We start from the raw sequence: 22,463 nt of genomic DNA, 5'->3' as shown, positions 1-22,463 counted from the left end.
AAAATCAAAGCCCCCGCAGGCCATCAGGCCTGCGGGGGCTTTTTTTCACCTAACGCAAACGGAAAGTGTGCGATTAGGCACATGAATCGTCAAGCGTCAAGCAAGTCTTGGCGATAAAGGCAATAGCGGCTTTCCATAGGACGATACAAAGCGTGCATTTCACAATACAGCGTATGTTGACAGCCAGGCGAAATGTTGGCGACACTGGGGACCAGCGGACAACGCGGCAACGGTATCCCACGCAATCGGCGTGGCGGCCTTAGCCGTCAGTTTCCGTGTATTCGAACCGCCGGAAGGCGGCATTTACCAGGAGAAAACATGAACAAGTTCGTCGCGACAGCCATCGCGCTGTGCATTGGCGCCGTCTCCGTGGCTGCCCAGGCGCAATCGACCGGGAAGAAGCAATTCGACCCGTATAGCCAGGGCGCCAAGTCGGGCGATAAGTTCGACCCGTATAGCCAGGGTGCCAAGTCCGGTGACAAGTTCGACCCGTATTCCCAGGGCGCGAACAAGAGCACCCGCACGGACCTGACCGACGCCTCCGCGCCGCCGGCCAAGAAGTCGACCAAGAAGAGCAAGAAGAGCAAGAGCAAGAAGCCCGCCGCATCGGCCGCAGCCGCGAACTGATCGGTAAGGGGCGCCGCGCTGGTACCCGGCGCCCTGACAGCAGAAAGCCCGCCAATTCAAACTGGCGGGCTTTCTGCTGTGTGCTGCCGGAGAATCCGCTTTGGCAGGCGGGGAAAGCGTCAGGGCGAAGTCGTATCCAGATCCATCCCCGTGACGTCGATCCGTTGCACCTTGTCCTGCTGGCGAATCTCGGTGCGCAGCACGAATGCCTCGGCGGGGCAATACCAGTCGGTTACGTGCATCAGCGTGGGCTCCACCTGCACCACCTCCTCCCCCACCATCAGCGGCCCCAGCGAAGTCCGCTTCTCGTAGGTGATCGGCATGCACTCCTTGCGGCCCAGCACGGTATCGATCATCTGGCGCTTGCCCACGTGGCGGGATCCGACGCTGATCGAGGCATATAGCGCCCGCATGCTTCCCACGACCTCGTCCGCGCCCACCGGATAGATCTGCAGCGAGACGCTGGACTCGAACGCCTCGCCCTCCAGGGTGCCGCCCTCGTGGATATCCATGCCCGCGTAGCTGAACACGCCCTGGCCCCTGAAGGCGGCTTCGCCGTACATGCGGGCATAGCGCCCTTGTGCATTGATGACGGCATGCTCGCTCTCGATACTGCTCTTGGCAGAGTCGGAGCGGCGGTCGATATTGACCATGTGGACCTGGTCCATGATGACCGGCGGCCCCATCAGGGCAGACAGCGCCGACTTGGAGCGCACCTCGAGCTGCGCCCGGCATCCAGTCTGGTTCTTGGTCGCCCGGCGCAAGGTCATGGTGATCGACATGGGCATGGCGCCATCGCCTTCCATCTGCACCCGCGAGCCGGAGCGGAACCATGGCGCGTCGCACAGCGGGGCGAGCGCCCGCGCCGGCGCCTGCTCAGGCGTGGCAGCGGCCACCGCCACTGTCTGAGCCTGCGCAAGGCCGCCCACGGCCAGCAGCACTGCGCTGGCAATGGAAGCAGCCCTAAACCGTTGCGCCTTTGTCCTCACATGAATCCTGTCTAGAATGATTTCGCGCCCCCGCTCGTTCCGACCCGGTGTCCCACACGCAAGGCCAGCCAGACGTTGTAGCTCGCGCTGGCTAGAAACTAGCGCTTTTTTGCCCGCGCGTGTCGGCAATCTTAGTCGGTCACCGTCGCTGCCGGCCCATGCGGGCAGCTTGCCAGGGAGTTCCTATGCTTCAGTATTACGCCAAGCTTTGGTGGGTCGTGGCCTTGCGCGGCATTCTCGCCGTTCTTTTCGGGATTTGTGCGTTTTTCGCACCTGTTGCCACACTGGCTGCACTTGTGCTCTTGTTTGGCGCCTTTGCCGCCGCCGACGGCGTCAGCGCGCTGCTGATGGCCATCTCGGGCAGCCAGCGCGAGGCTAGCGACCGCGGCATCCTTGCACTGCAAGGCCTGCTTGGCCTGGGCGTGGGCTTGCTGACCTGGTTCAGCCCCGTGGTCACGGCGTTTTCCCTGCTGTTATATATCGCCGCCTGGACGCTTGCCACAGGGGTGCTGCAAATTGTCGCGGCGATCCGCCTGCGCAAGGACATTCCCAATGAATGGTGGCTGATCCTGGCCGGGCTGGTGAGCATCGTGTTCGCTTTCCTGCTGCTGTGGCAACCCCTTGCCGGCGCGCTGGCGGTGCTGTGGATGATCGGAGCCTGGGCGGTGGTTTGCGGCATTCTGCTGATCGGCGTCTCGCTGCGCTTGCGTCGCGCCAGAAACATGCCGATTAATACACTTTCCAGCTAAGCCGCGCGTGCTACCCGGGCCGTCCCGCGTGCGCCGGCCCCGCGCGCGACGGCGGGTTGCGGCGGTCGTGCTAACATTGCGCGCCGCGCCACTTGGCAACCACGGTTGGCCATGAGGTAACGGCTATAAGGACGGACGAAGCAGAAGGCGCGTGGAAACGGGCACGATCGCTTGCTTCTTTTGTCTACCAAAGCCGTCGCTGCTGCGTTGTGATGTTTTCGCCCGGTGCCCGGGCAGTCCGAAACCGTCAAACAGTCTGGCAGCGCGCTGCGGTAACAGCCTGACTCCGCTTTTTTAGCGGGGCCAAGACGGTATACCAAGCTTTGATCATCGTGCAAGTGGCCGCGTCATCGCGAGCCAATGCAATGATTGTGTGGCAGCAGGCGGGACAAGCCACCCGGTCCGCCAGCGCGCGGATCGCCACACCCCGCAAGCCCGAGAACCGGTCGTCATGTGCGCAAGCCAGGGCGGTCACCCGATCCCTTTCCAGGAGACGTATGCGTAGTTCCGTGACCTCGCGAGACACCTCGCGAAGCACCGCACAAGGTGTTTCGCAATCTGCCGGCTTGCCCACGACCACCATCGTCCTGGTTTGCCTGTTTATTCTCCTGGTCTGGTTCGGCACGCTCGACGCTCGCCACCTGCTGCGCTCCGATGAAGGCCGCTATGCCGAGATCGCGCGCGAGATGTTCTCTACCGGCGACTGGGTAACCATCCGCTACAACGCACTCAAGTACTTCGAGAAGCCGCCCTTCCATATGTGGGTGACGGCGCTGTCCTACACTGTGTTCGGCGTAGGCGACTGGCAGGCCCGGATGTGCGTGGCGCTGTCCGGCATGGTCGGCCTTGTGGTCTCGATGCTCGCCGCCCACCGCTGGTATGGCTTCCGGGCCGCCTTCCTGACCGGGCTGGTGCTGGCCGCCGCGCCGATGTGGAGCGTGGCCTCGCACTTCAACTCGCTGGACATGACGCTGTCCGGCGCCATGGCCTGCGTGCTGGCCTTCATGCTGCTCGCGCAGCACCCGGCTGCGACGCCGGCCGCCCGGCGGTACTGGATGTGGGCCTGCTGGATAGCGATGGGCGTGGCGATCCTGACCAAGGGGCTGGTAGGCATTGCCCTGCCCGGTCTCGTGCTGGTCATCTACACCCTGATCTCGCGCGACTTCGGACTGTGGCGCCGCCTGCACCTGATCACCGGCATCGCGCTGATGCTGATCGTCACGGTGCCCTGGTTCTGGCTGGTGTCTGAGCGCAACCCCGAATTCCTGAATTTCTTCTTTATCCACGAGCACTGGCAGCGCTATACCTCGACGGTACACTCGCGCAAAGGCCCGCTGTGGTACTTCGTGCCGTTGCTGGTGGCGGGCTTCATCCCCTGGCTGGGCCTGGCGCCGCGCATGTGGCAAGTGGTCCGTGGCGAGGGCGCGGCGGCACGCGTGGCGCCGGCACGGCCATTCCAGCCGGCGCTGTTGCTGGCCGTGTGGGCCATTGCCATCTTTGTCTTCTTCAGCCTGTCCGGCTCGAAGCTGCCCGGCTACATCGTGCCGATCTTCCCGGCGCTTGGCATGCTGGCAGCCGTGGCGCTGCAGCACATCGATGAGCGCAGCTGGAAGCGGCAGCTCAACGGCATGCTGGTCATTGCGGCAATCGGCTTGCTGGCCAGCCCGGTGGTGGCCACGCTGAATTCCGACAACACGCCCAACGAGCTGTACCGCTTGTTCGCGGTCTGGGTCGGCGCCGCCTTCGTGCTGATGCTCGGCGCCGTGTTCCTCGCGCGCAAGCTGCTGGCGAGCAAGGGCCTGATGGTCAGCATCACCGTTTACTCGCTCGGCTTGTTCACCAGCTTCACGGTGGCGCTGCTGGGCCACGAGGTCATGGGACGGCAGACTTCGGGCGTGGACATGGTACCCGCCATCAACGCCGTGCTGACGGATGACATGCCGATCTACGGCGTGCGCATGCTGGACCACACGCTGCCGTACTACCTGCGCCGCACCACCATCATGGTGGAATGGCCGGACGAACTGGAGTTCGGCACCAAGCAGGAGCCGCAGAAATGGCTCCCCACGCTGGATGCCTTTATTGCAAAATGGCAGGATGGTCAGCACGCCGTGGGCATCATGTCGGCTGCCACCTACAAGATGCTGCAAGAGAGCAAGGTGCCGATGTACAAGATCGGGCAAGACAAGCGCCGCGTCGCGGTCACCAACTTCCCGCCTCCCGGCCAGGCGCCGGCGGCCCCGCAGCAAGAACCGAACCGCGCGCCATGACGCTCTCTACCTTCGCTTTTATCTTCACCGGCGTGCTGCTTAATGCGTGCGCGCAGTTGCTGCTCAAAGCCGGCACCAACGCCGTGGGCGCAATCACCATCGAGCGCGCGACGCTGTTTGCCACGGCGTTTCGCGTGCTGACGCAGTGGCCGGTACTGGCTGGCCTGACACTGTACGTAGTCAGCGTCGGCGTGTGGATCGTCGGGCTGTCGCGGGTCGATGTATCGATCGCTTACCCGATGCTGTCGCTCGGTTACGTCGTGAACGCCCTGGCAGCCTGGTGGCTGTTCGGTGAAATGATCGGCCCCCTGCGCGTAGCGGGCATCCTGCTGATCCTCGCTGGCGTGTTTCTCATCGCGCGTTCCTGATCACCGCACCATCGCACCATCGCACCATCGCCACAAGACACAAGACACAAGAGCCTGATTGCCATGACCGCTTCCGCTGCGCAAGCCTTCCTGCCCTTCGTCAAGCCGAATATTGACGCCGCTGCCATCGCCGAGGTGGGCAAGGTGCTGGCCTCGGGCTGGATCACCTCCGGCCCCAAGATGCACGCCTTCGAGGCCGCCCTGTCCGAGCTGTTCGGGGGCCGCCCGGTGCGCACCTTCGCCAATGGCTCAGCGACGATGGAAATCGCGCTGCGCGTGGCCAATATCGGCCCCGGCGACGAAGTCATCACCACCCCGATCACCTGGGTTGCCACTGCCAATGTCGTGATCACGGTGGGCGCCAAGCCCGTCTTTGTCGACATCGATCCGCGCACGCGCAATATCGATCTCGATGCCGTGGAAGCCGCCATCACGCCCCGTACCCGCGCCATCATGCCGGTCTACCTGTCGGGCCTGCCGGTGGATATGGACCGCCTCTACGCCATCGCAAAGAAGCACAACCTGCGCGTGATCGAGGATGCCGCGCAGGCCATCGACTCGCGCTGGCGCGGCCAGCGCATCGGCGCCTTCGGCGACCTGGTCAGCTTCAGCTTCCAGGCCAACAAGAACATCACCAGCGTCGAAGGCGGCTGCCTGGTGATGAACTCGCCCGAAGAAGCCGAACGTGCCGAACGCCTGCGCCTGCAAGGCGTGATCCGTACCGGCATGGACGGGATGGACGTGGAAGAGCCCGGCGGCAAATTCAACCTGACCGATGTCAACGCCGCCATCGGCCTGTCGCAACTGGTGCAACTTGACGCCATCACGGCACGCCGCGCCGAACTGGCCGAGGCGTACTACCGCTGCGCCGCCGGCAGCGGCCTGGCCGAACTCGGCATCGAGCTGCCGCTGCCGCGTGACGGCGAGCTAGCCACCACCAACTGGCATATGTTCCAGGTGGTGCTGCCGGCCGAACGCATCGAAGGCGGGCGCACCGCGGTGATGGAGGCCATGCGCGAGCAAGGCGTCGGCACCGGCGTGCACTATCCCGCCGTGCACCTGTTTTCTTATTACCGCTCCCTGGGCTGGCGCGAAGGCATGCTGCCGCACGCCGAGCGCATCGGACGGGGCATCGTCACGCTGCCGATGTTCCCCGCCATGCAAGCCGCCGACGTGGAGCGGGTATGCGCAACTCTTAGTGAAACATGCAAACGCCTCTTCAAATGAGCCCTGTCGAAGTCTCCGTCGTCATTCCCGTCTATAACGAGGAAGATGGCCTGCAAGCTCTGTTCGACCGGCTCTACCCGGCGATGGACGGGCTCGGCTGCAACTACGAGATCATCTTCGTCAACGACGGCAGTCGCGACCGTTCGGCACAGATCCTGGCCAGCCAGTTTCACAAGCGCCCGGACACCACGCGCGTCGTGCTGTTCAACGGTAACTTTGGCCAGCATATGGCCATCCTGGCCGGCTTCGAGCACACCCGCGGCCAGATCGTGATCACGCTGGATGCCGACCTGCAAAACCCGCCGGAGGAAATCCCGCGGCTGGTGGCAACCATGCGCGAAGGCCATGACTACGTTGGCACCATCCGCCGCGAGCGCAACGACACGGCGTTCCGCCGCATTGCGTCCCGGGCCATGAACCGGCTGCGCGAGCGCATCACGCGCATCAAGATGACCGACCAGGGCTGCATGCTGCGTGCCTACGACCGCAATGTCGTCGACACCATCAATGCCTGCCGTGAGGTCAATACCTTTATCCCCGCGCTGGCCTATACCTTCTCCTCCAATCCGGTGGAGATCGTGGTCGAGCACGAGGAACGCCACGCCGGCGAATCCAAGTATTCGCTGTTCCAGCTCATCCGGCTGAACTTCGACCTGGTAACCGGCTTCTCCATCGTGCCGCTGCAGTGGTTCTCCGCCATCGGCACCTTGCTGTCGCTGGCATCGGCGGGCCTGGTGGCGGTGCTGCTGGTTCGGCGCTTCGTGCTTGGCGCGGAAGTGCAGGGTGTGTTCACCCTGCTCGCCTTCAACTTCTTCCTGGTTGGCATCATGCTGTTCGGCATCGGCCTGCTGGGCGAGTACATCGGCCGCATCTACCAGGAAGTGCGCAACCGTCCGCGCTACCGCATCCAGGCGGTGCTGGAAGGCACGCCGGAACAGCAAAAGGCGACGGAGGTCTCGTGCGCGCAGTAGTCTTCGCTTATCACAACGTCGGCGACCGCTGCCTGCGCGTGCTGCACGCGCGTGGCGTGGAGGTGGCGCTGGTCGTCACGCACCGCGACCGCCCGGATGAGAACATCTGGTTCCGCCGCGTTGCCGATACCGCAGCCGAACTCGGCTTGCCCGTCACCTACGGCGAAGACCCGGCCGATCCGGCGCTGGCTGCCGCAGTGGCCGCGGCGCGCCCCGACGTGATCTTCTCCTTCTACTACCGCGCGATGATTCCCGCGGCAGTGCTGGCGCTGGCGCCGCAAGGCGCGTTCAATATGCACGGCTCGCTGCTGCCCAAGTATCGCGGCCGCGTGCCGGTGAACTGGGCGGTGCTGCACGGAGAAAGCGAGACCGGCGCCACGCTGCATGCGATGGAAGCCAAGCCGGATGCCGGCTTCATCGTCGACCAGACGTCAGTGCCGATCCTGCCCGACGACACCGCCGGCGAGGTCTTCGAGAAAGTGACCGTGGCCGCCGAGCAAACGCTGTGGCGCGCCCTGCCCGCCATGATGGCCGGCAACATCACGCCGCTGCCCAACCGCCTTGCCGAAGGCAGCTACTTCTCCGGGCGCAAGCCGGAGGACGGCCGCATCGACTGGCAGCAGCCGGCCGCGCAGGTCTACAACCTGATCCGCGCAGTCGCACCGCCCTATCCCGGCGCCTTCACCGATGTCGGCTCGCGCCGCTTCGTGGTGGCGCAGGCGCGCCTGCCGCATGCCGGCAGCGCAGCCGGAGCAGCCCCATTGCAGTCCACCAGCGCCGCCCGCCCGGGCTTACACGTGATCGACGGGCAGATCGTCGGCGTGTGCGGCGATGGCGGCCTGATCCTTGTACGCGAACTGCTGGACGATGGCGCCCAACCCGCGCCCGTCTCGGCTACCGCGCTTTCCACATTTCTTACCGCATTGTCCAAAGAGGAAAACCGATGAAAAAGGTCCTGATTCTTGGCGTCAACGGCTTCATCGGCCACCACCTGACGCGCCGCATTCTCGAAACCACGTCGTGGGAAGTCTACGGCATGGACATGTCCAGCGATCGCCTTGGCGACCTGATCGACCATCCGCGCATGCACTTCTTTGAAGGTGACATCACCATCAACAAGGAGTGGATCGAGTACAACATCCGCAAGTGCGACGTGGTGCTGCCGCTGGTGGCCATCGCCACGCCCGCCACCTACGTGCGCCAGCCGCTGCGCGTGTTCGAACTCGACTTCGAAGCCAACCTGCCGATCGTGCGCGCCGCCGTGAAGTACGGCAAGCACCTGGTGTTCCCGTCCACCTCCGAGGTGTACGGCATGTGCCATGACGACGAGTTCGATCCCGAGACGTCCGAGCTGATCTGCGGCCCGATCAACAAGCCGCGCTGGATCTATGCCTGCTCCAAGCAGCTGATGGACCGCGTGATCCACGCCTACGGCATGGAGCAAGGCCTGAACTACACCCTGTTCCGCCCGTTCAACTGGATCGGTGCCGGCCTGGACTCGATCTTCGAATCGAAGGAAGGCTCCTCGCGCGTGGTCACCCAGTTCCTCGGCCACATCGTGCGCGGCGAGCCGATCAAGCTGGTGGACGGCGGCGCGCAAAAGCGTGCCTTTGCCGATGTCACCGACGGCATCAGCGCCCTGATGCGCATCATCGAGAACCCGAACGGCATCGCCACCGGCAAGATCTACAACATCGGCAACCCGCGCAACATCCACTCCGTGCGCGAGCTGGCCGAGATGATGCTGAAGATGGCCGGCGACTACGCCGAGTACGCGGAAGAAGCCAAGAAGACCCAGATCGTGGAAACCTCCTCGGGCGACTTCTACGGCAAGGGCTACCAGGACGTGCAGAACCGCGTGCCGAAGATCGACAACACCGTGGAAGAGCTCGGCTGGAAGCCCGAGGTCAGCATGGAAGACGCGCTGCGCGCCATCTTCGAGGCTTACCGCAGCAAGGTGATCGAGGCGCGTACCCTGGTCGATTCGGCCAACTGAGCGCACGCACCCGATGGCCCGTATCGCCCTGAAGGTCGACGTCGACACGCTGCGCGGCACCCGCGAAGGCGTGCCGGCGCTGCTCGCCATGCTGGCCCGCGTGCGGGCCGAGGCCACCTTTCTATTCAGCCTTGGCCCCGACCATACCGGCTGGGCGCTGCGGCGCGTGTTCCGTCCCGGCTTCCTGAAGAAGGTGTCGCGTACCTCGGTGGTGTCGAACTATGGCTTGCGCACGCTGATGTACGGCGTGCTGCTGCCCGGTCCCGATATCGGCCGCAAGGGCGCGGCCGAGATGCGCGCGGCGCGTGCGGCGGGGCACGAGTGCGGCATCCACACCTGGGACCACGTCTACTGGCAGGACAACGTGCGCGAGCGCGATGCGGCCTGGACCCGGCGCCAGATGCAAAGTGCATTCGACCGCTTCGTCGAGATATTCGGCGAAGCACCGCCCACCCATGGCGCGGCCGGTTGGCAAATGAACGATGAGGCCTTCCGCCAGATCGACGACTGGGGCATGGTGTACGCGTCCGATGGCCGCGGCACCGGTCCGTATATCCCCACGGTCGATGGTGTGGCATGCCGCCACGTGCAGATGCCGACCACGCTGCCGACGCTGGACGAACTGATCGGCGTGGGCGACATGACGGAAGACAACGTCCACCACGCCGTGCTGCGTCTGAGCGAAGACGGGCGCGACCACGTGTTCACCCTGCACACCGAACTCGAGGGCGGCAAGCTTGCGCCGGTGTTCAACCGCCTGCTGGATGGCTGGCGCGCGCAGGGGCATGAACTGGTGTCGATGGCCACGCTCTACCGGCATATCGATCGCAGCGCCCTGCCGCAACTGCCGGTGACGTGGGGCGCGATCGAGGGAAGAAGCGGCGAGCTGATCCTGCAGCCGTAGGCATCTGGCCGGGACGGCATGTTGCCCGCGCCCGCCCGCATCAAAACACAGTCAGTACCATCAACGATCGTCAACGGCCGGCAACCGGCCATTGACGATGCGTTCATGCGTGCACCGCTTGCGTGCGCGTGTGCCTCAGCCTCGCTTCGGCCCGTTGGCGAAGGCCCCGGCGGACCCTCGACAACGTTCAGCTACGGTCCCTCCCCGCCAGCCTCAGGCCGTTGAAGACCACCAGCAAGCTCGCCCCCATATCGGCGAACACCGCCATCCACATGGTGCCCAGGCCCATGACCGTGAGGGCCAGGAAAATCGCCTTGATGCCAAGCGCCAGGGCAATGTTCTGCTTCAGGATCGTCGAAGTCTGCCGCGACAGCCGGATAAAGGCGGGGATCTTGCGCAGGTCGTCATCCATCAGCGCCACGTCGGCGGTCTCGATCGCCGTATCGGTCCCGGCCGCGCCCATGGCGAAGCCGATATCGGCACGGGCCAGCGCGGGCGCATCATTGACGCCGTCACCCACCATGCCCACCACGACGCGCTTGCTACCATTGCTACCATTACCCGGCGCCCCTTCTGCCCCCTTCACGCTCAGCGCAGCGATGGCGTCCGCCTTGTCCTGCGGCAGCTGATTGCCGCGTGCCTCGTCGATCTGCACCTGCGCTGCGATCGCTTGCGCGGTATGCGGGTTGTCGCCCGACAGCATCAGCGTCCTGACGCCCAGCGCGTGCAGCTCAGCCACCGCCTCGCGGCTGCTGTCCTTGACCGTATCCGCCACGCCGAACAGCGCCTCGACACCGTGATCCGCGCCCAGCAGCACAACCGTCTTTCCCTGCCGCTCCAGCGCTTCCAGCGTAGCCTCCAGCTCCGGCGAGCACAGCCCGCGGTCGTGGATCAGGCGATGGTTCCCCAGATAGTAGCTGCGCCCGTTCACGCTGCCGCTGACCCCGTACCCGGGCAGCGCCGCAAAGTCCTGCACTTCCAGCGGCACGATGCCATGCGCACGCGCGGCATTGGCCACGGCCATCGACACCGGATGGTCGGACCGGGCAGCCAGGCTAGCCGCCATCAGGCGCGCCGCATCGCTCGCCGCCGCACCTGCCGCGGCGGTTGCGCCCAGGGGCTGGAAATCGGTCTGGGCCGGCTTGCCGTGGGTGATGGTGCCGGTCTTGTCCAGCGCCAGCCATTTCAGATCCTTGCCCTGCTCCAGGTAGACGCCCCCCTTGATCAGGATGCCGCGCCGCGCCGCGGCCGCAAGGCCGCTCACGATCGTTACCGGCGTGGAGATCACCAGCGCGCACGGGCAGGCAATCACCAGCAGCACCAGCGCCTTGTAGATCCATGCGCTCCAGTCGCCGTCCATCACCAGCGGCGGCACCACGGCCACCAGCACCGCGCCAAGGAACACCAGCGGCGTGTAGATGCGGGCAAAGCGGTCGACAAAGCGCTGCGTGGGCGCGCGGCTGCCCTGCGCCGCCTCCACCGCGTGGATGATGCGCGCCAGCGTGGAGCCGCTGGCCGGCGCGGTGACTTCGTACTCCAGTTCGCCAGCTTGGTTGATGGTGCCGGCGAAAAGTGCATCGCCGACGGTCTTGTCGACCGGCACGCTCTCGCCGGTGATCGGTGCCTGGTCCAGCGTGGACTGGCCACGCAGCACCCGCCCGTCGAGCGCTACACGTTCGCCAGGGCGCAGGCGCACCAAGGCGCCGATGGCCACCGCGCTAGCCTCCACGGGCAGCCAGCTGCCGTCGGGCTGCTGCACCGTGGCCTGCTCCGGCGCCATTGCCATCAGGCCGCGCACGGCATTGCGGGCACGGTCCAGCGACGCCGCCTCGATGCGCTCGGCCAGCGCGAACAGCACCATCACCATGGCCGCTTCCGGCCACTGCCGGATCAGCATGGCGCCAGTGACAGCGATGCTCATCAATGCGTTGATGTTCAGGTTGCCATTGGACAGCGCAATCCAGCCCTTCTTGTAGACGCCCAGCCCGGCTATTGCCACAGCCACCAACGCCAGCAGGGGCGCCAGCCATTCCTGGCCGGGCACTTGCAGCCACTGCACAGCCTCCGCGCCGAGCGCGGCCACGCCGGCGAACGCCAGCGGCCACCACGGCCTGGCGGCTTGCGGCGGCAGCGCCGCGGCCTGCTCCGACAGCGGCTCGGCCTTCATGCCGAGGCTCTCGATGGCCCGCACCACCGGCTCCAGAGAGTCCAGCGTATGGTGCACCGTCAGCACGCGCTGCATCAGGTTGAACTGCAGCGCGGCCACGCCCGCCATGCTGCCCAGCTTGTTGCGGATCAGGGTCTCTTCCGTGGGGCAATCCATCGCGTCGATGCGATAGCTGGCCGCGGCGGCGCCGACAGGAACGGCTACGGCAATCGGCGGCGCCACGCTGGCGCTGCCACAGCAAGCGGCGCCGCCCGCCTGAGCGTGCTGGTGGCCGCGATCGTGATCGTGGCCATGGTTGTGCTGGTGTGCTTGATCGTGCTTATGCGTGTGTTCGTGTGCATCAGAATGCCCATGACCGCAGCAAGATGGGTCACGGAGCGAAGCTTGGTCTGGCGTTGCGCTAGGCATGGCGGTTTTCCCTGCTTGTTTTTGCTTACCGCCCATTTAAGACCCTGAAGCGACTACAGGGTCAAGTGCTGTCTGCACATCGGCCGGTGCGGGCACCTGAGGTCACCTTTGCGCCACGGTTTAAGCCATAGTCGCGCAAGGGTCATGCTTGCTGCCTATATAATCCGCCGCATGCGCCGTTTCCTGATCCTGCTTTTCGCCATCATGCTGCCCCTCCAGTTCGCCTGGGCCGGGGCTGCGGCGTATTGCAATCACGAAAGCACGCAGCAGGGCAACGACACCGCCACGGCCATCGCCAACTGGCATTTTGGCCACCATAGCCACGCCCATCAGGGCAAGCTCAGCCAGCACGGCAGCAACGACAGCAGCGACAGCAAGAGCGGCAAGGACAACATCAAGCTGCCCGACCTGGACTGCGCCGTGTGCCACTTTGCCAGCGCCCAACTGGTCTTGCCGGACATGGCCACGAGCGCCTCGCACCACGGCGTAGCCATCAGCTACCGGGCGCTAGCCGCGTCCTACCTGTCTGCGCCCGGCGCCACCCCCGACCGCCCGCAGTGGCCGCTCGCCGCCTAAACGGCGAGACGACTCCCTTTACCTCCAGACTCTCGTCTCGCCGAACTTCCCTGGCTTCTTCCCGGTGAAATTCGATGAGAACACTTGTGATGCCGCTCGGGCTGGCGGCAGCTTTGCTCAGCCCTGCCGCGTTCGCCCAGAACGCGGCGACGACCCCATTGCCCGCCGCGCAAGCGGCGCAACAGATCCCCGAGCCCGTCGGCACGCTCACGCTGGACGATGCGCTCGCCCTCGCGGCCGGGCGCAACTTCACGCTCTCGGCCGCCAGCCATGAGCTCGATGCCGCCGACGGCGGCATCATGCAGGCCCGCACCATCCCCAACCCGGAAGTCGCGGTGCTCCTCGAGGACAACCGCCGCGACACCCGCACCACCACGGCCCAAGTCAACCTGCCGATCGAGCTCGGCGGCAAGCGCGCCGCGCGCATCGGCGCCGCGCAGAAGGCGCGCGAGCTGGCCCAATCGCAACTGGGCGCAACGCGCACCGACCTGCGCGCGGCCGTGGTTGGCGGCTTCTTCGCGGTGGTCATCGCGCAGGAGCGCGTCAAGCTGGCGCGTGGCTCGGCCGAGATCGCCGCCAAGGGCGCACAGGCGGCAATCCGCCGCGTAGCCGCCGGCAAGATCGCGCCACTAGAAGAGAGCAAGGCGCGCGTGGAGCAGGCCAATGCGGAACTCGAGGTCGCCGACGCCGAGGCGGCACTCGCGATGGCACGCCAGTCCCTGGCCGGCCTTTGGGGCAGCAGCGAAGCCCGCTTCCAGGAAGCCGCCGGCAACCTGGACACCCTGCCCGCGCGGCCCGACGGCGCCAGCCTCGCCCAAGCGCTGGACAGCGCGCCGGAACTGGCAAGCCAGCGGCTGGAACTGGAACGCAGGCAGGCCATCATCGGCGTGGAGCGCAGCCGCCAGTACCCCGACCTGACCGTCAGCCTGGGCAGCAAGCGCGACAACGGCTCAGACCGCGGCACCATGCCCGTGCTGGGCGTGTCGCTGCCGCTGCCGCTGTTCGACCGCAACCAGGGCAATCTCTACACCGCGCTGCGCCAGGCCGACAAAGCGGCCGACGAGTACCGCGCCACGCAGGTGCGGCTCGCCAATGCGCTGCAGCAGGCCACGCGCCAACTGAGCGTATCGCGGAGCTCGGCCGACTCGCTAAAGGGCACCGTGCTACCGGCCGCCCAGCAGGCCTATGAGGCCGCCACGCGCGGCTTCGAAGCCGGCAAATTCAACTTCCTCGACGTGCTCGATGCGCAGCGCACCTGGTTCCAGGCGCGCATCCGCTATCTCGGCGTGGTCGCCAATGCCTATCAGGCAGCCACCACCATCGACCGCATTCTTGGCCGCTAGCACCAAAGGAATTCCATCATGGCAATCAGCAACAAGCAAAAAACGAGCATCGCCATCATCCTGGCGGGCGGCGCCATCGCAGCCGCGGGATTGATCTTCACTGGGCGCGGCAGCGCCGACGCCACGACCGAAGCTGCTCACGCAGCAGGCGCGCATAGCGAAGACGCGGCCCACGGCGACGGCGAGCATCACGGCGGGCCGGCCAGCGCGGCGCACGGCGACGCCGCCCGGCACACCGACGGGGAGCACCACGACACGCAAGAAAAAGAAGGCCACATCGAGATGACCCCGGCGCAGGTCCAGGCGGCCGGGCTCACGCTGCGCACGGCAGGACCAGCGCACATCGAGGGCACGGCATCCTTCCCCGGCGAGATCCGCTTCAACGAGGACCGCACGGCCCACGTGGTGCCGCGCGTAGCCGGCGTGGTGGAAGGCGTGTCCGCCAACCTGGGGCAACAGGTGAAGAAAGGCGATTTGCTGGCGGTGCTGGCTAGCACCGCGCTGTCCGACCAGCGCAGCGAACTGCTGGCCGCGCAAAAACGCCTGGAGCTGGCCGAATCCACCTTCCAGCGCGAGAAGAAGCTGTGGGAGGACAAGATCTCCGCCGAGCAGGACTACCTGGCCGCGCGCACCGCGCTGCAGGAAGCCCGCATCGCCACGCAAAACGCCATGCAAAAGCTAACCGCCATCGGTGCCAGCGGCAACGCAGGCAGCGCCAGGTCGCTCAACCGTTTCGAGCTGCGCGCGCCCTTCGACGGCACCGTGGTCGAAAAGCACCTGGCGCTGGGCGAAGCTGTGGCGGCCGACGCCAACGTGTTCGTCATCTCCGACCTCAGCACAGTATGGGCCGAGTTCGTGATCGCGCCCAAAGACCTGGATCGCGTGCGGGTTGGCGAGAAGGTGAAGATCGCCTCCACCGCCTTCGACGGCAAGGCAGAAGGCACGGTCTCGTATGTCGGCTCGCTGCTGGGCCAGCAAACGCGCACCGCCACCGCCCGCGTCACGCTGCCCAACCCCAAGACGGCCTGGCGTCCCGGCCTGTTCGTCACCGTGGGCGTGACCGACTCCAGCGCCGAGGTGCCGGTGGCGATCGAGGCCGAAGCCCTGCAAAGCAACGGCGATCAGCAGGTGGTATTCGCTGTCGTTCCAGGCGGCTTCCAGGCGCAGCCGGTCAAGACCGGCCGCAGCGACGGCAAGCTGGTGGAGATCACCGAAGGCCTGAAAGCCGGCACGCAATACGTGGCAGGCAACAGCTTCGTGATCAAGGCCGAGCTTGGCAAGGCCGGCGCCGAACATAGCCACTAAGCGGAGAATCCCTCATGTTTGAAAGACTGATCCGCTTTGCCATCGAGCAGCGGTGGCTGGTGCTGCTGGCGGTGGTCGCCATGGCGGCGCTCGGCATCTACAACTACAGCCGGCTGCCCATCGACGCCGTGCCCGACATCACCAACGTGCAGGTACAGGTCAACACCTCCGCGCCAGGCTATTCGCCGCTGGAAACCGAGCAGCGCGTCACCTACCCGATCGAGACCGCGATGTCCGGCCTGCCGGGCCTGGAGCAAACCCGCTCGCTGTCGCGCTATGGCTTGTCGCAGGTGACAGTGATCTTCAAGGACGGCACCGATATCTACTTCGCGCGCCAGCTGGTCAACCAGCGTATCCAGGAAGCCGCGCAGAACCTGCCCACAGGCGTTGCGCCACAGATGGGCCCGATCTCCACCGGGCTCGGCGAGATCTACCTGTGGACGGTGGAAGCCGAGGACGGCGCCAGGAAGGCCGATGGCACGCCCTACACGCCTACCGACCTGCGCGAGATCCAGGACTGGGTCATCAAGCCGCAGCTGCGCACGGTGCCCGGCGTCACCGAGATCAACTCCATCGGCGGCTTCGCCAAGGAGTACCTGGTGGCGCCCAGCCCGGAACGGATGGCCTCCTACGGCCTGAGCCTGCAGGACGTGGTGGTGGCGCTGGAGAAGAACAACGCCAACGTGGGCGCCGGCTATATCGAGCGGCGCGGCGAGCAATACCTGGTGCGCGCGCCGGGGCAAGTCAGGTCCGTCGACGATATCCGCGAGATCATCGTGGGCAGCGCGCAGGGCCAGCCCATCCGCATCCGCGACCTGGCGGACGTGGGCATCGGCCGCGAACTGCGCACCGGCGCGGCCACCGACAACGGGCGCGAAGTGGTGCTGGGCACCGTCTTCATGCTGATCGGCGAGAACAGCCGTGCCGTGTCGCAAGCGGTGGACCAGCGCATGGCCGCCATCAACCGCTCGCTGCCCGCCGGCGTCAAGGCCGTCACCGTGTACGACCGCACCGTGCTGGTGGACCGCGCCATCGCCACCGTCAAGAAGAACCTGGTCGAGGGCGCGATCCTGGTGATCGTGATTCTCTTCCTGTTCCTCGGCAACCTGCGCGCCGCCATCATCACCGCGCTGGTCATCCCGCTGTCCATGCTGTTTACCTTCACCGGCATGGTGAGCTACAAGATCAGCGCCAACCTGATGAGCCTGGGCGCACTGGACTTCGGCATCATCATCGACGGCGCCGTGGTGATCGTGGAGAACTGCGTGCGGCGCCTCGCCCATGCCCAGCAACAGCACGGCCGCCCGCTCACCCGCAGCGAACGCTTCCACGAAGTCTTTGCGGCCTCCCGCGAGGCACGCCGCCCGCTGATCTTCGGCCAGCTCATCATCATGATCGTGTACATCCCGATCTTTGCGCTGACCGGCGTGGAGGGCAAGATGTTCCACCCCATGGCGATGACCGTGGTGCTGGCGCTGATCGGCGCGATGATCCTGTCGGTCACCTTCGTGCCGGCGGCCGTGGCGCTGTTTATCGGCGACAAGGTGGCCGAGAAGGAAAACCGCCTGATGCTGTGGGCCAAGCGCGCCTACGCGCCCATGCTCGGCAAGACCATCGCCAACACACCGGTGGTGCTGACCCTTGCCGCGGTGGCGGTGCTGTTGAGCGGCCTGGTGGCGACGCGGCTGGGCAGCGAGTTCATCCCCAATCTGAACGAAGGGGATTTCGCCGTGCAGGCGCTGCGCATTCCCGGCACCAGCCTCACCCAGTCGCTCGCCATGCAGCAGCAGATCGAGACGCGCCTCAAGGAGAAATTCCCCGAAATCGAGCGCGTCTTCGCTCGCACCGGCACTGCCGAGATCGCCTCGGACCCGATGCCGCCCAACGCCTCGGATGGCTACATCATGCTCAGGCCTCGGGCGAAGTGGCCCGATCCGTCCAAGACGCGCGAGCAGCTGCTGGCGGAAATGGAGGCCGAACTGGCAACCATCCCCGGCAACAAGTACGAGTTCTCGCAGCCGATCCAGCTGCGCTTCAACGAGCTGATCTCCGGGGTGCGCAGCGACGTGGCCGTGAAGATCTTCGGTGACGACAACGCCGTGCTGGAGGACACCGCGCAAAAGGTCGCCACCGTGCTGCGGGCCGTGCCCGGCGCAACCGAGGTCAAGGTCGAGCAGACCAGCGGCCTGCCAATGCTGACGGTGGACGTGGACCGCGCCCGCGCGGCCCGCTACGGCCTCAACATGATCGACGTGCAGGACACCGTGGCCATTGCCGTGGGCGGCAAGGACGCCGGCATCTTCTTCCAGGGCGACCGCCGCTTCAATATCGGCGTACGCCTGCCGGAAGGCATCCGTGGCGATGTGGAGGCGCTGCGCCGGCTGCCGATTCCCTTGCCGAAGGGAAATACGGCAGCCGCCAGCTATATCCCGCTGGGCGAAGTGGCCACACTAACGCTGGCCCCGGGCCCCAACCAGGTCTCGCGCGAGAACGGCAAGCGCCGCATCGTGGTCAGCGCCAACGTGCGCGGGCGCGACGTGGGTACCTTCGTGCCCGAGGCGATGGCGTCGCTGGATCGTCAGGTCAAGGTCCCGGCGGGCTATTGGGTCACCTGGGGTGGCACCTTCGAGCAGTTGCAATCGGCCGCCACGCGGCTGCAGATCGTGGTGCCCGTGGCGCTGCTGATGGTGTTCGTGCTGCTGTTTGCCATGTTCGGCAATGTGCGCGATGGCCTGCTGGTCTTTACCGGTATCCCCTTTGCGCTCACTGGCGGCATCCTGGCGCTGTGGCTGCGGGGCATTCCGCTGTCGATCTCGGCGGCGGTGGGCTTTATCGCTTTGTCCGGCGTGGCGGTGCTCAACGGGCTGGTGATGCTGTCCTTCATCCGCAGCCTGCGCGAAGAAGGCAAGCCGCTCGATGAAGCCATCCACACCGGTGCGCTGACCCGGCTGCGCCCGGTGCTGATGACCGCGCTGGTGGCATCGCTGGGCTTTATCCCGATGGCGATTGCCACCGGGACCGGGGCCGAGGTACAGCGTCCGCTGGCCACGGTGGTGATAGGTGGCATCCTGTCTTCCACCGCGCTGACCCTGCTGGTGCTGCCGGTGCTGTACCGGCTGGCGCATCGGCGCGACAAGGATGAGGCTGGCGTGGAAGATGACGCAGGCAGCGAACGCCTGGCTGGCAGCTTGCCGGTGCCACCGGCATTGCCCAACGGCTAATCCTGGCGGCAGCAGGAGTGGCACGCCGCTCCTGCCATCAAGCACCGCTGCGCCATGGCATGGTGACGCGTTCACATGTGTGGCAATGCGTGGCAACAAGCGGGCTCTTAACCTCTACCCGCCGGGTCTGCCGCGGACCGGGCATGTTGCATCGGAAACATCAGCTCCGCCACCGTCTCACCGGGCCGGCTGCGCATGCTCACACTGCCTCCGTGCAGCCGCATGATCGTATCCACGATGGCCAGCCCAAGCCCGGTCGAACCCGCCGAATTGCTGCGCGCGGGATCGCCTCGGTAAAAACGCCCGAACACATGCGGCAGCGCCTCGGCGGCAATGCCGGTGCCCCCGTTGCTCACCTGGATCCGGGTAGCGGCGGTGTCCGCCGCTACCCGGATGTCCACGGCACTGCCCGCGGGCGCGTGCCGCAAGGCGTTGTCGACGAGGTTGGTCACCGCGCGCCGCAGCAGCGTCTGGTCAGCGCGCACGGCGCCCTGGCCTGCAAGTTGTACCTTGATGTCGCGGTCCGCCGCCACGGCTTCATAGTACTCGGCAACCTTGTCCAGCTCCGCGCGCGCGTCCAGCTCTCGCACCTTCATGGCCACCTGGGCATGATCCGCGCGCGCAAGGAACAGCATGTTCTCGATCATGCGGGCCAGCCGCTCGTATTCTTCGAGGTTGGATTCCAGCAGGTTCTCGTACTCCTGCACCGGGCGGCTATGGCCCAGCGTGACCTGGGTCTGGCCGATCAGGTTGCTGATGGGCGTACGAAAATCGTGCGCCAGGTCGGCAGAGAATTCGGAGAGCCGATGGAAGCCGTCTTCCAGCCGTGCCAGCATGTCGTTCAGCGCGGCGACAAGCGCGCGCACCTCGGTGGGCGCCTGGCCGGCATCGAGCCGCGTGGCGAGCCGGCTCATGGTGACGGCGGAAGCGTCCTGCGCCATGCGCCTGAGCGGGCGCAGGCCGCGCCTGGCCAGCAGGTATCCCAGCCCCGCCGCGACCGCCGCGCCGCATAGCGTTGCCCACAGCATCTGCGTCTGGTAGGCCTTCATCAGCGCCACGCGATACCCGGCATCACGCAGCACCACGATCTCGACCGCGCGCTCGGAATCCCCCAACTGCCCGAGCGCGGAGATGCCGCGCGAGGCGACGCCATTGCGGGGATACCAAGTATGCAGCTGGGATTTGTCGGGCGGTGTGGCCGCCGGCAGCACCGGCAATGCCGGCACCGGCTCATGGCGTGGGTTCAGGGTGACCAGCGGCTCGCCGCCGCTGCCGCGCACCAGCAGGATCAATCCTTCATGGCCCAGCGCGAGATCGGCGAAGCGATGCGTGTCGGCGCGAATCTCCGCCTCCGAGCCCACCTCGCGCAGCAGATGGCGCACCAGCAGCACTTCGCTGACCAGTTCGCTCTCGTCGCGATCCTGCAACTGGGCGGCAAGCGCGCTCGCCAGGTAGGTGCCAACGGCCACCAGGATGGCCACAGTGGCAGCGCCGTAGGCCAGCGCCAGCCGTGCCGTGAGCGATGCCGGCAGGCGGAGTACGGCGCGGATCAAGCGGCGGCCCCTGACATGGACCGGCTCACCGGGCTTCCTCTTCCAGCACGTAGCCCATGCCCCGGCGCGTGTGGATCAGCTTGGCGGGAAATGGGTCATCGACCTTGGCACGCAGCCGGCGGATGGAGACATCGACCACATTGGTGTTGCTGTCGAAATTCATGTCCCAGACGTGGGAGGCAATCAGCGAACGCGACAGCACTTCGCCGCTGCGGCGCGCCAGCAGTTGCAGCAGCGCGAACTCCTTGGAGGTCAGTTCCAGCTTCTGGCCGTCGCGCGTGACGCGGCGCTTGACGGTATCGATCTGCAGGTCCGCTACTTCGATCAGCTCGCTTTCACGCAGCGGGCCGCGCCGCAGGATGGTGCGGATGCGCATGACCAGCTCGGCGAAGGCGAAGGGCTTGACCATGTAGTCGTCCGCGCCCAGCTCCAGGCCCTTGAGCCGGTCGGAAAGCTCGTCGCGCGCGGTGAGGAACAGGACCGGCGTATCGCGCTCGCGCCGCAGTTCCTGGAGCACCTGCCAGCCATCCATGCCCGGCAGCATCACATCCAGCACGATGAGGTCGTACTCCTGCCCGCGTGCGTGGGCCAGGCCGTCCACGCCATCGCGCGCCAGGTCCACCACGAAACCGGATTCGCTCAGGCCCTTGCGCAGGTAGTCACCTGCCTTGGGCTCGTCTTCGACAATCAATATGCGCATAGTTATTCACTCCGGGCCATCAGCCGGCCCCGCTAGACCGACACGCTATACGAGGAAGCACCGCCGCAGCCGAAGATGTCAGCATTGTCATGTTGGCGTCACGCTACCGCACCTTTCGATGCAGGTACAATATCGGCTGCTCATTCCCCTGCCCCGATGAAACGCGTCCTTAGCTACTTCCTGTTATGCCTTGCCATGATCGCGCTGCCCGCACAGGGTGTCGCGGCGGCAGTCATGATGGTCTGCAGCGCGGCGCAATCTGTGCAATCGTGGCCTTCGGCGCAGGTGCCATCCGTCGTACTGCCGGCCGATTCGCCGGCCGTGGAATCGATGATGTTACGCCATGCGGCCATGAAGTCGCAGGCGGAAACCGCCCTTGGCAGCCATGCCGGCGCGCATTGCCATGACGCGGCGGACCCGGCCCAGCAGCGGGACGAGATGGTCAGTGAATCTGGCATGACCGGCATGACTGGCCAGCCAGCCCATCAAGACCATCAGGATCACCACGCCAGCCATGGCGCCGGTGGCGCCTGCAGCGCCTGCTCGGCCTGCGCGCTCGGGGCCATCATGCCCACCATCCTGCCTGAGCTCGCCCTGGCCAGCCATGGCCACGCCGCACCGGTAGCCGCCCTGGCCGCCTACGCCGGCTTCCTCCCCGCCCCCTCCGACCGCCCGCCCGCCGCACGCTGCTGACACCCGAGGTGCGTCCAGCGCACGCTCGCCCCCCGTTCGTCTTACCCCGCGCCGTCATTCGCGCATCCCACGAACACTGAGGTTGTCATGCATTTCGTCCGCATTCTTGCGGCGGCTTGCCTGGTGCTCGGGCCGACCTTGTCGTCGGCCCAGTCCAGCGCACCCGCCGCCGATCCACTCGATCCGCGCGCATCCGTGCCGCCGCTGCCGGCACCGAACGTGCTGGCGGGCTACGTGCCATTCCAGGCGCAAGCCATCGCCCCATGGCGCGAGTCCAACGCGCAGGTCACGCCGATGGCGGGCAAGGACGCAACGGGCGCCAATGCGCCCATGTCCATGCCCGCGTCGACACCAGCGGCCAAGCCCGCTGCCGCCGGCCACGGCCACCACCACTAA

19 protein-coding genes are annotated in these 22,463 nt (G+C 66.1%); 15 read left to right on the top strand and 4 right to left on the bottom strand.

What is annotated here, in order from left to right:
- The first annotated feature begins 318 nt into the window (after window positions 1-318).
- On the top strand, window positions 319-627 hold the full coding sequence (locus tag AC1RQC_RS13890; RefSeq protein WP_043355619.1) for a hypothetical protein: 309 nt from the start codon (window positions 319-321) through the stop codon (window positions 625-627).
- Between the two features lie 119 nt (window positions 628-746).
- Here AC1RQC_RS13890 and AC1RQC_RS13885 read toward each other — a convergent pair whose 3' ends face one another.
- Window positions 747-1,568: a hypothetical protein gene (locus tag AC1RQC_RS13885; RefSeq protein ID WP_492374712.1), complete on the bottom strand. Its 822-nt coding sequence runs from the start codon at window positions 1,566-1,568 to the stop codon at window positions 747-749.
- Between the two features lie 233 nt (window positions 1,569-1,801).
- On the opposite strand from AC1RQC_RS13885, the gene AC1RQC_RS13880 reads away from it, so the two are divergent.
- The 8 genes from AC1RQC_RS13880 (at window position 1,802) to AC1RQC_RS13845 (ending at window position 10,101) form a co-directional block, all read left to right on the top strand.
- On the top strand, window positions 1,802-2,365 hold the full coding sequence (locus AC1RQC_RS13880; protein WP_492374700.1) for an HdeD family acid-resistance protein: 564 nt from the start codon (window positions 1,802-1,804) through the stop codon (window positions 2,363-2,365).
- Window positions 2,366-2,862: 497 nt separating this feature from the next.
- Entirely contained in the window at window positions 2,863-4,635 is a 1,773-nt protein-coding gene (locus tag AC1RQC_RS13875) for a glycosyltransferase family 39 protein (RefSeq protein ID WP_492883685.1), read from the top strand.
- Window positions 4,632-5,003, top strand: coding sequence for a DMT family transporter (locus AC1RQC_RS13870; protein ID WP_043355625.1), 372 nt, complete (start codon window positions 4,632-4,634; stop codon window positions 5,001-5,003). The genes AC1RQC_RS13875 and AC1RQC_RS13870 overlap by 4 nt, the downstream gene beginning before the upstream one ends.
- A gap of 63 nt (window positions 5,004-5,066) precedes the next feature.
- Window positions 5,067-6,230 (top strand): DegT/DnrJ/EryC1/StrS family aminotransferase, encoded by a 1,164-nt coding sequence (locus AC1RQC_RS13865; protein ID WP_492810578.1) that lies wholly within the window; start codon window positions 5,067-5,069, stop codon window positions 6,228-6,230.
- Window positions 6,209-7,201: a glycosyltransferase gene (locus AC1RQC_RS13860; RefSeq protein ID WP_043355630.1), complete on the top strand. Its 993-nt coding sequence runs from the start codon at window positions 6,209-6,211 to the stop codon at window positions 7,199-7,201. Before AC1RQC_RS13865 ends, AC1RQC_RS13860 begins: the two co-directional genes overlap by 22 nt.
- Entirely contained in the window at window positions 7,189-8,148 is a 960-nt protein-coding gene (locus AC1RQC_RS13855) for a formyltransferase (RefSeq protein WP_492883683.1), read from the top strand. Before AC1RQC_RS13860 ends, AC1RQC_RS13855 begins: the two co-directional genes overlap by 13 nt.
- A complete protein-coding gene (locus AC1RQC_RS13850; protein WP_052495092.1) occupies window positions 8,145-9,197 on the top strand; it encodes a bifunctional UDP-4-keto-pentose/UDP-xylose synthase in 1,053 nt (350 codons plus the stop codon). The genes AC1RQC_RS13855 and AC1RQC_RS13850 overlap by 4 nt, the downstream gene beginning before the upstream one ends.
- A gap of 13 nt (window positions 9,198-9,210) precedes the next feature.
- Window positions 9,211-10,101 carry a polysaccharide deacetylase family protein gene (locus tag AC1RQC_RS13845; RefSeq protein ID WP_492374696.1) on the top strand — a complete coding sequence of 297 codons (891 nt, stop codon included), beginning with the start codon at window positions 9,211-9,213 and terminating at the stop codon, window positions 10,099-10,101.
- Window positions 10,102-10,288: 187 nt separating this feature from the next.
- Here AC1RQC_RS13845 and AC1RQC_RS13840 read toward each other — a convergent pair whose 3' ends face one another.
- Window positions 10,289-12,676, bottom strand: coding sequence for a heavy metal translocating P-type ATPase (locus AC1RQC_RS13840; protein ID WP_492883681.1), 2,388 nt, complete (start codon window positions 12,674-12,676; stop codon window positions 10,289-10,291).
- 171 nt (window positions 12,677-12,847) lie between these two features.
- On the opposite strand from AC1RQC_RS13840, the gene czcI reads away from it, so the two are divergent.
- The 4 genes from czcI (at window position 12,848) to AC1RQC_RS13820 (ending at window position 19,121) form a co-directional block, all read left to right on the top strand.
- Window positions 12,848-13,252 carry a cation efflux protein, CzcI family gene (gene czcI, locus AC1RQC_RS13835; protein WP_492883679.1) on the top strand — a complete coding sequence of 135 codons (405 nt, stop codon included), beginning with the start codon at window positions 12,848-12,850 and terminating at the stop codon, window positions 13,250-13,252.
- A gap of 74 nt (window positions 13,253-13,326) precedes the next feature.
- The gene (locus tag AC1RQC_RS13830; protein ID WP_492883677.1) at window positions 13,327-14,595 is read left to right on the top strand and encodes a TolC family protein; all 1,269 of its coding nucleotides are present in this window, start codon (window positions 13,327-13,329) and stop codon (window positions 14,593-14,595) included.
- Window positions 14,596-14,613: 18 nt separating this feature from the next.
- Window positions 14,614-15,900 carry an efflux RND transporter periplasmic adaptor subunit gene (locus AC1RQC_RS13825; protein WP_492374692.1) on the top strand — a complete coding sequence of 429 codons (1,287 nt, stop codon included), beginning with the start codon at window positions 14,614-14,616 and terminating at the stop codon, window positions 15,898-15,900.
- Between the two features lie 14 nt (window positions 15,901-15,914).
- The gene (locus AC1RQC_RS13820) at window positions 15,915-19,121 is read left to right on the top strand and encodes a CusA/CzcA family heavy metal efflux RND transporter (protein WP_492883675.1); all 3,207 of its coding nucleotides are present in this window, start codon (window positions 15,915-15,917) and stop codon (window positions 19,119-19,121) included.
- Window positions 19,122-19,228: 107 nt separating this feature from the next.
- On the opposite strand, the gene AC1RQC_RS13815 is transcribed toward AC1RQC_RS13820, so the two are convergent.
- Entirely contained in the window at window positions 19,229-20,674 is a 1,446-nt protein-coding gene (locus tag AC1RQC_RS13815) for a heavy metal sensor histidine kinase (protein WP_492883673.1), read from the bottom strand.
- A 25-nt stretch (window positions 20,675-20,699) separates the two neighbouring features.
- Entirely contained in the window at window positions 20,700-21,374 is a 675-nt protein-coding gene (locus tag AC1RQC_RS13810; RefSeq protein ID WP_492374689.1) for a heavy metal response regulator transcription factor, read from the bottom strand.
- Between the two features lie 156 nt (window positions 21,375-21,530).
- Here AC1RQC_RS13810 and AC1RQC_RS13805 point away from each other — a divergent pair, with 156 nt between their 5' ends.
- Together AC1RQC_RS13805 and AC1RQC_RS13800 are read left to right on the top strand one after the other, a co-directional pair.
- Entirely contained in the window at window positions 21,531-22,067 is a 537-nt protein-coding gene (locus AC1RQC_RS13805) for a hypothetical protein (protein ID WP_492387198.1), read from the top strand.
- 87 nt (window positions 22,068-22,154) lie between these two features.
- Window positions 22,155-22,463: a hypothetical protein gene (locus tag AC1RQC_RS13800; RefSeq protein WP_150986579.1), complete on the top strand. Its 309-nt coding sequence runs from the start codon at window positions 22,155-22,157 to the stop codon at window positions 22,461-22,463.

The sequence above is a fragment of the Cupriavidus sp. GW822-FHT03E04 genome (assembly GCF_058801495.1).
This window is presented reverse-complemented; position numbering and strand designations above follow the sequence as displayed.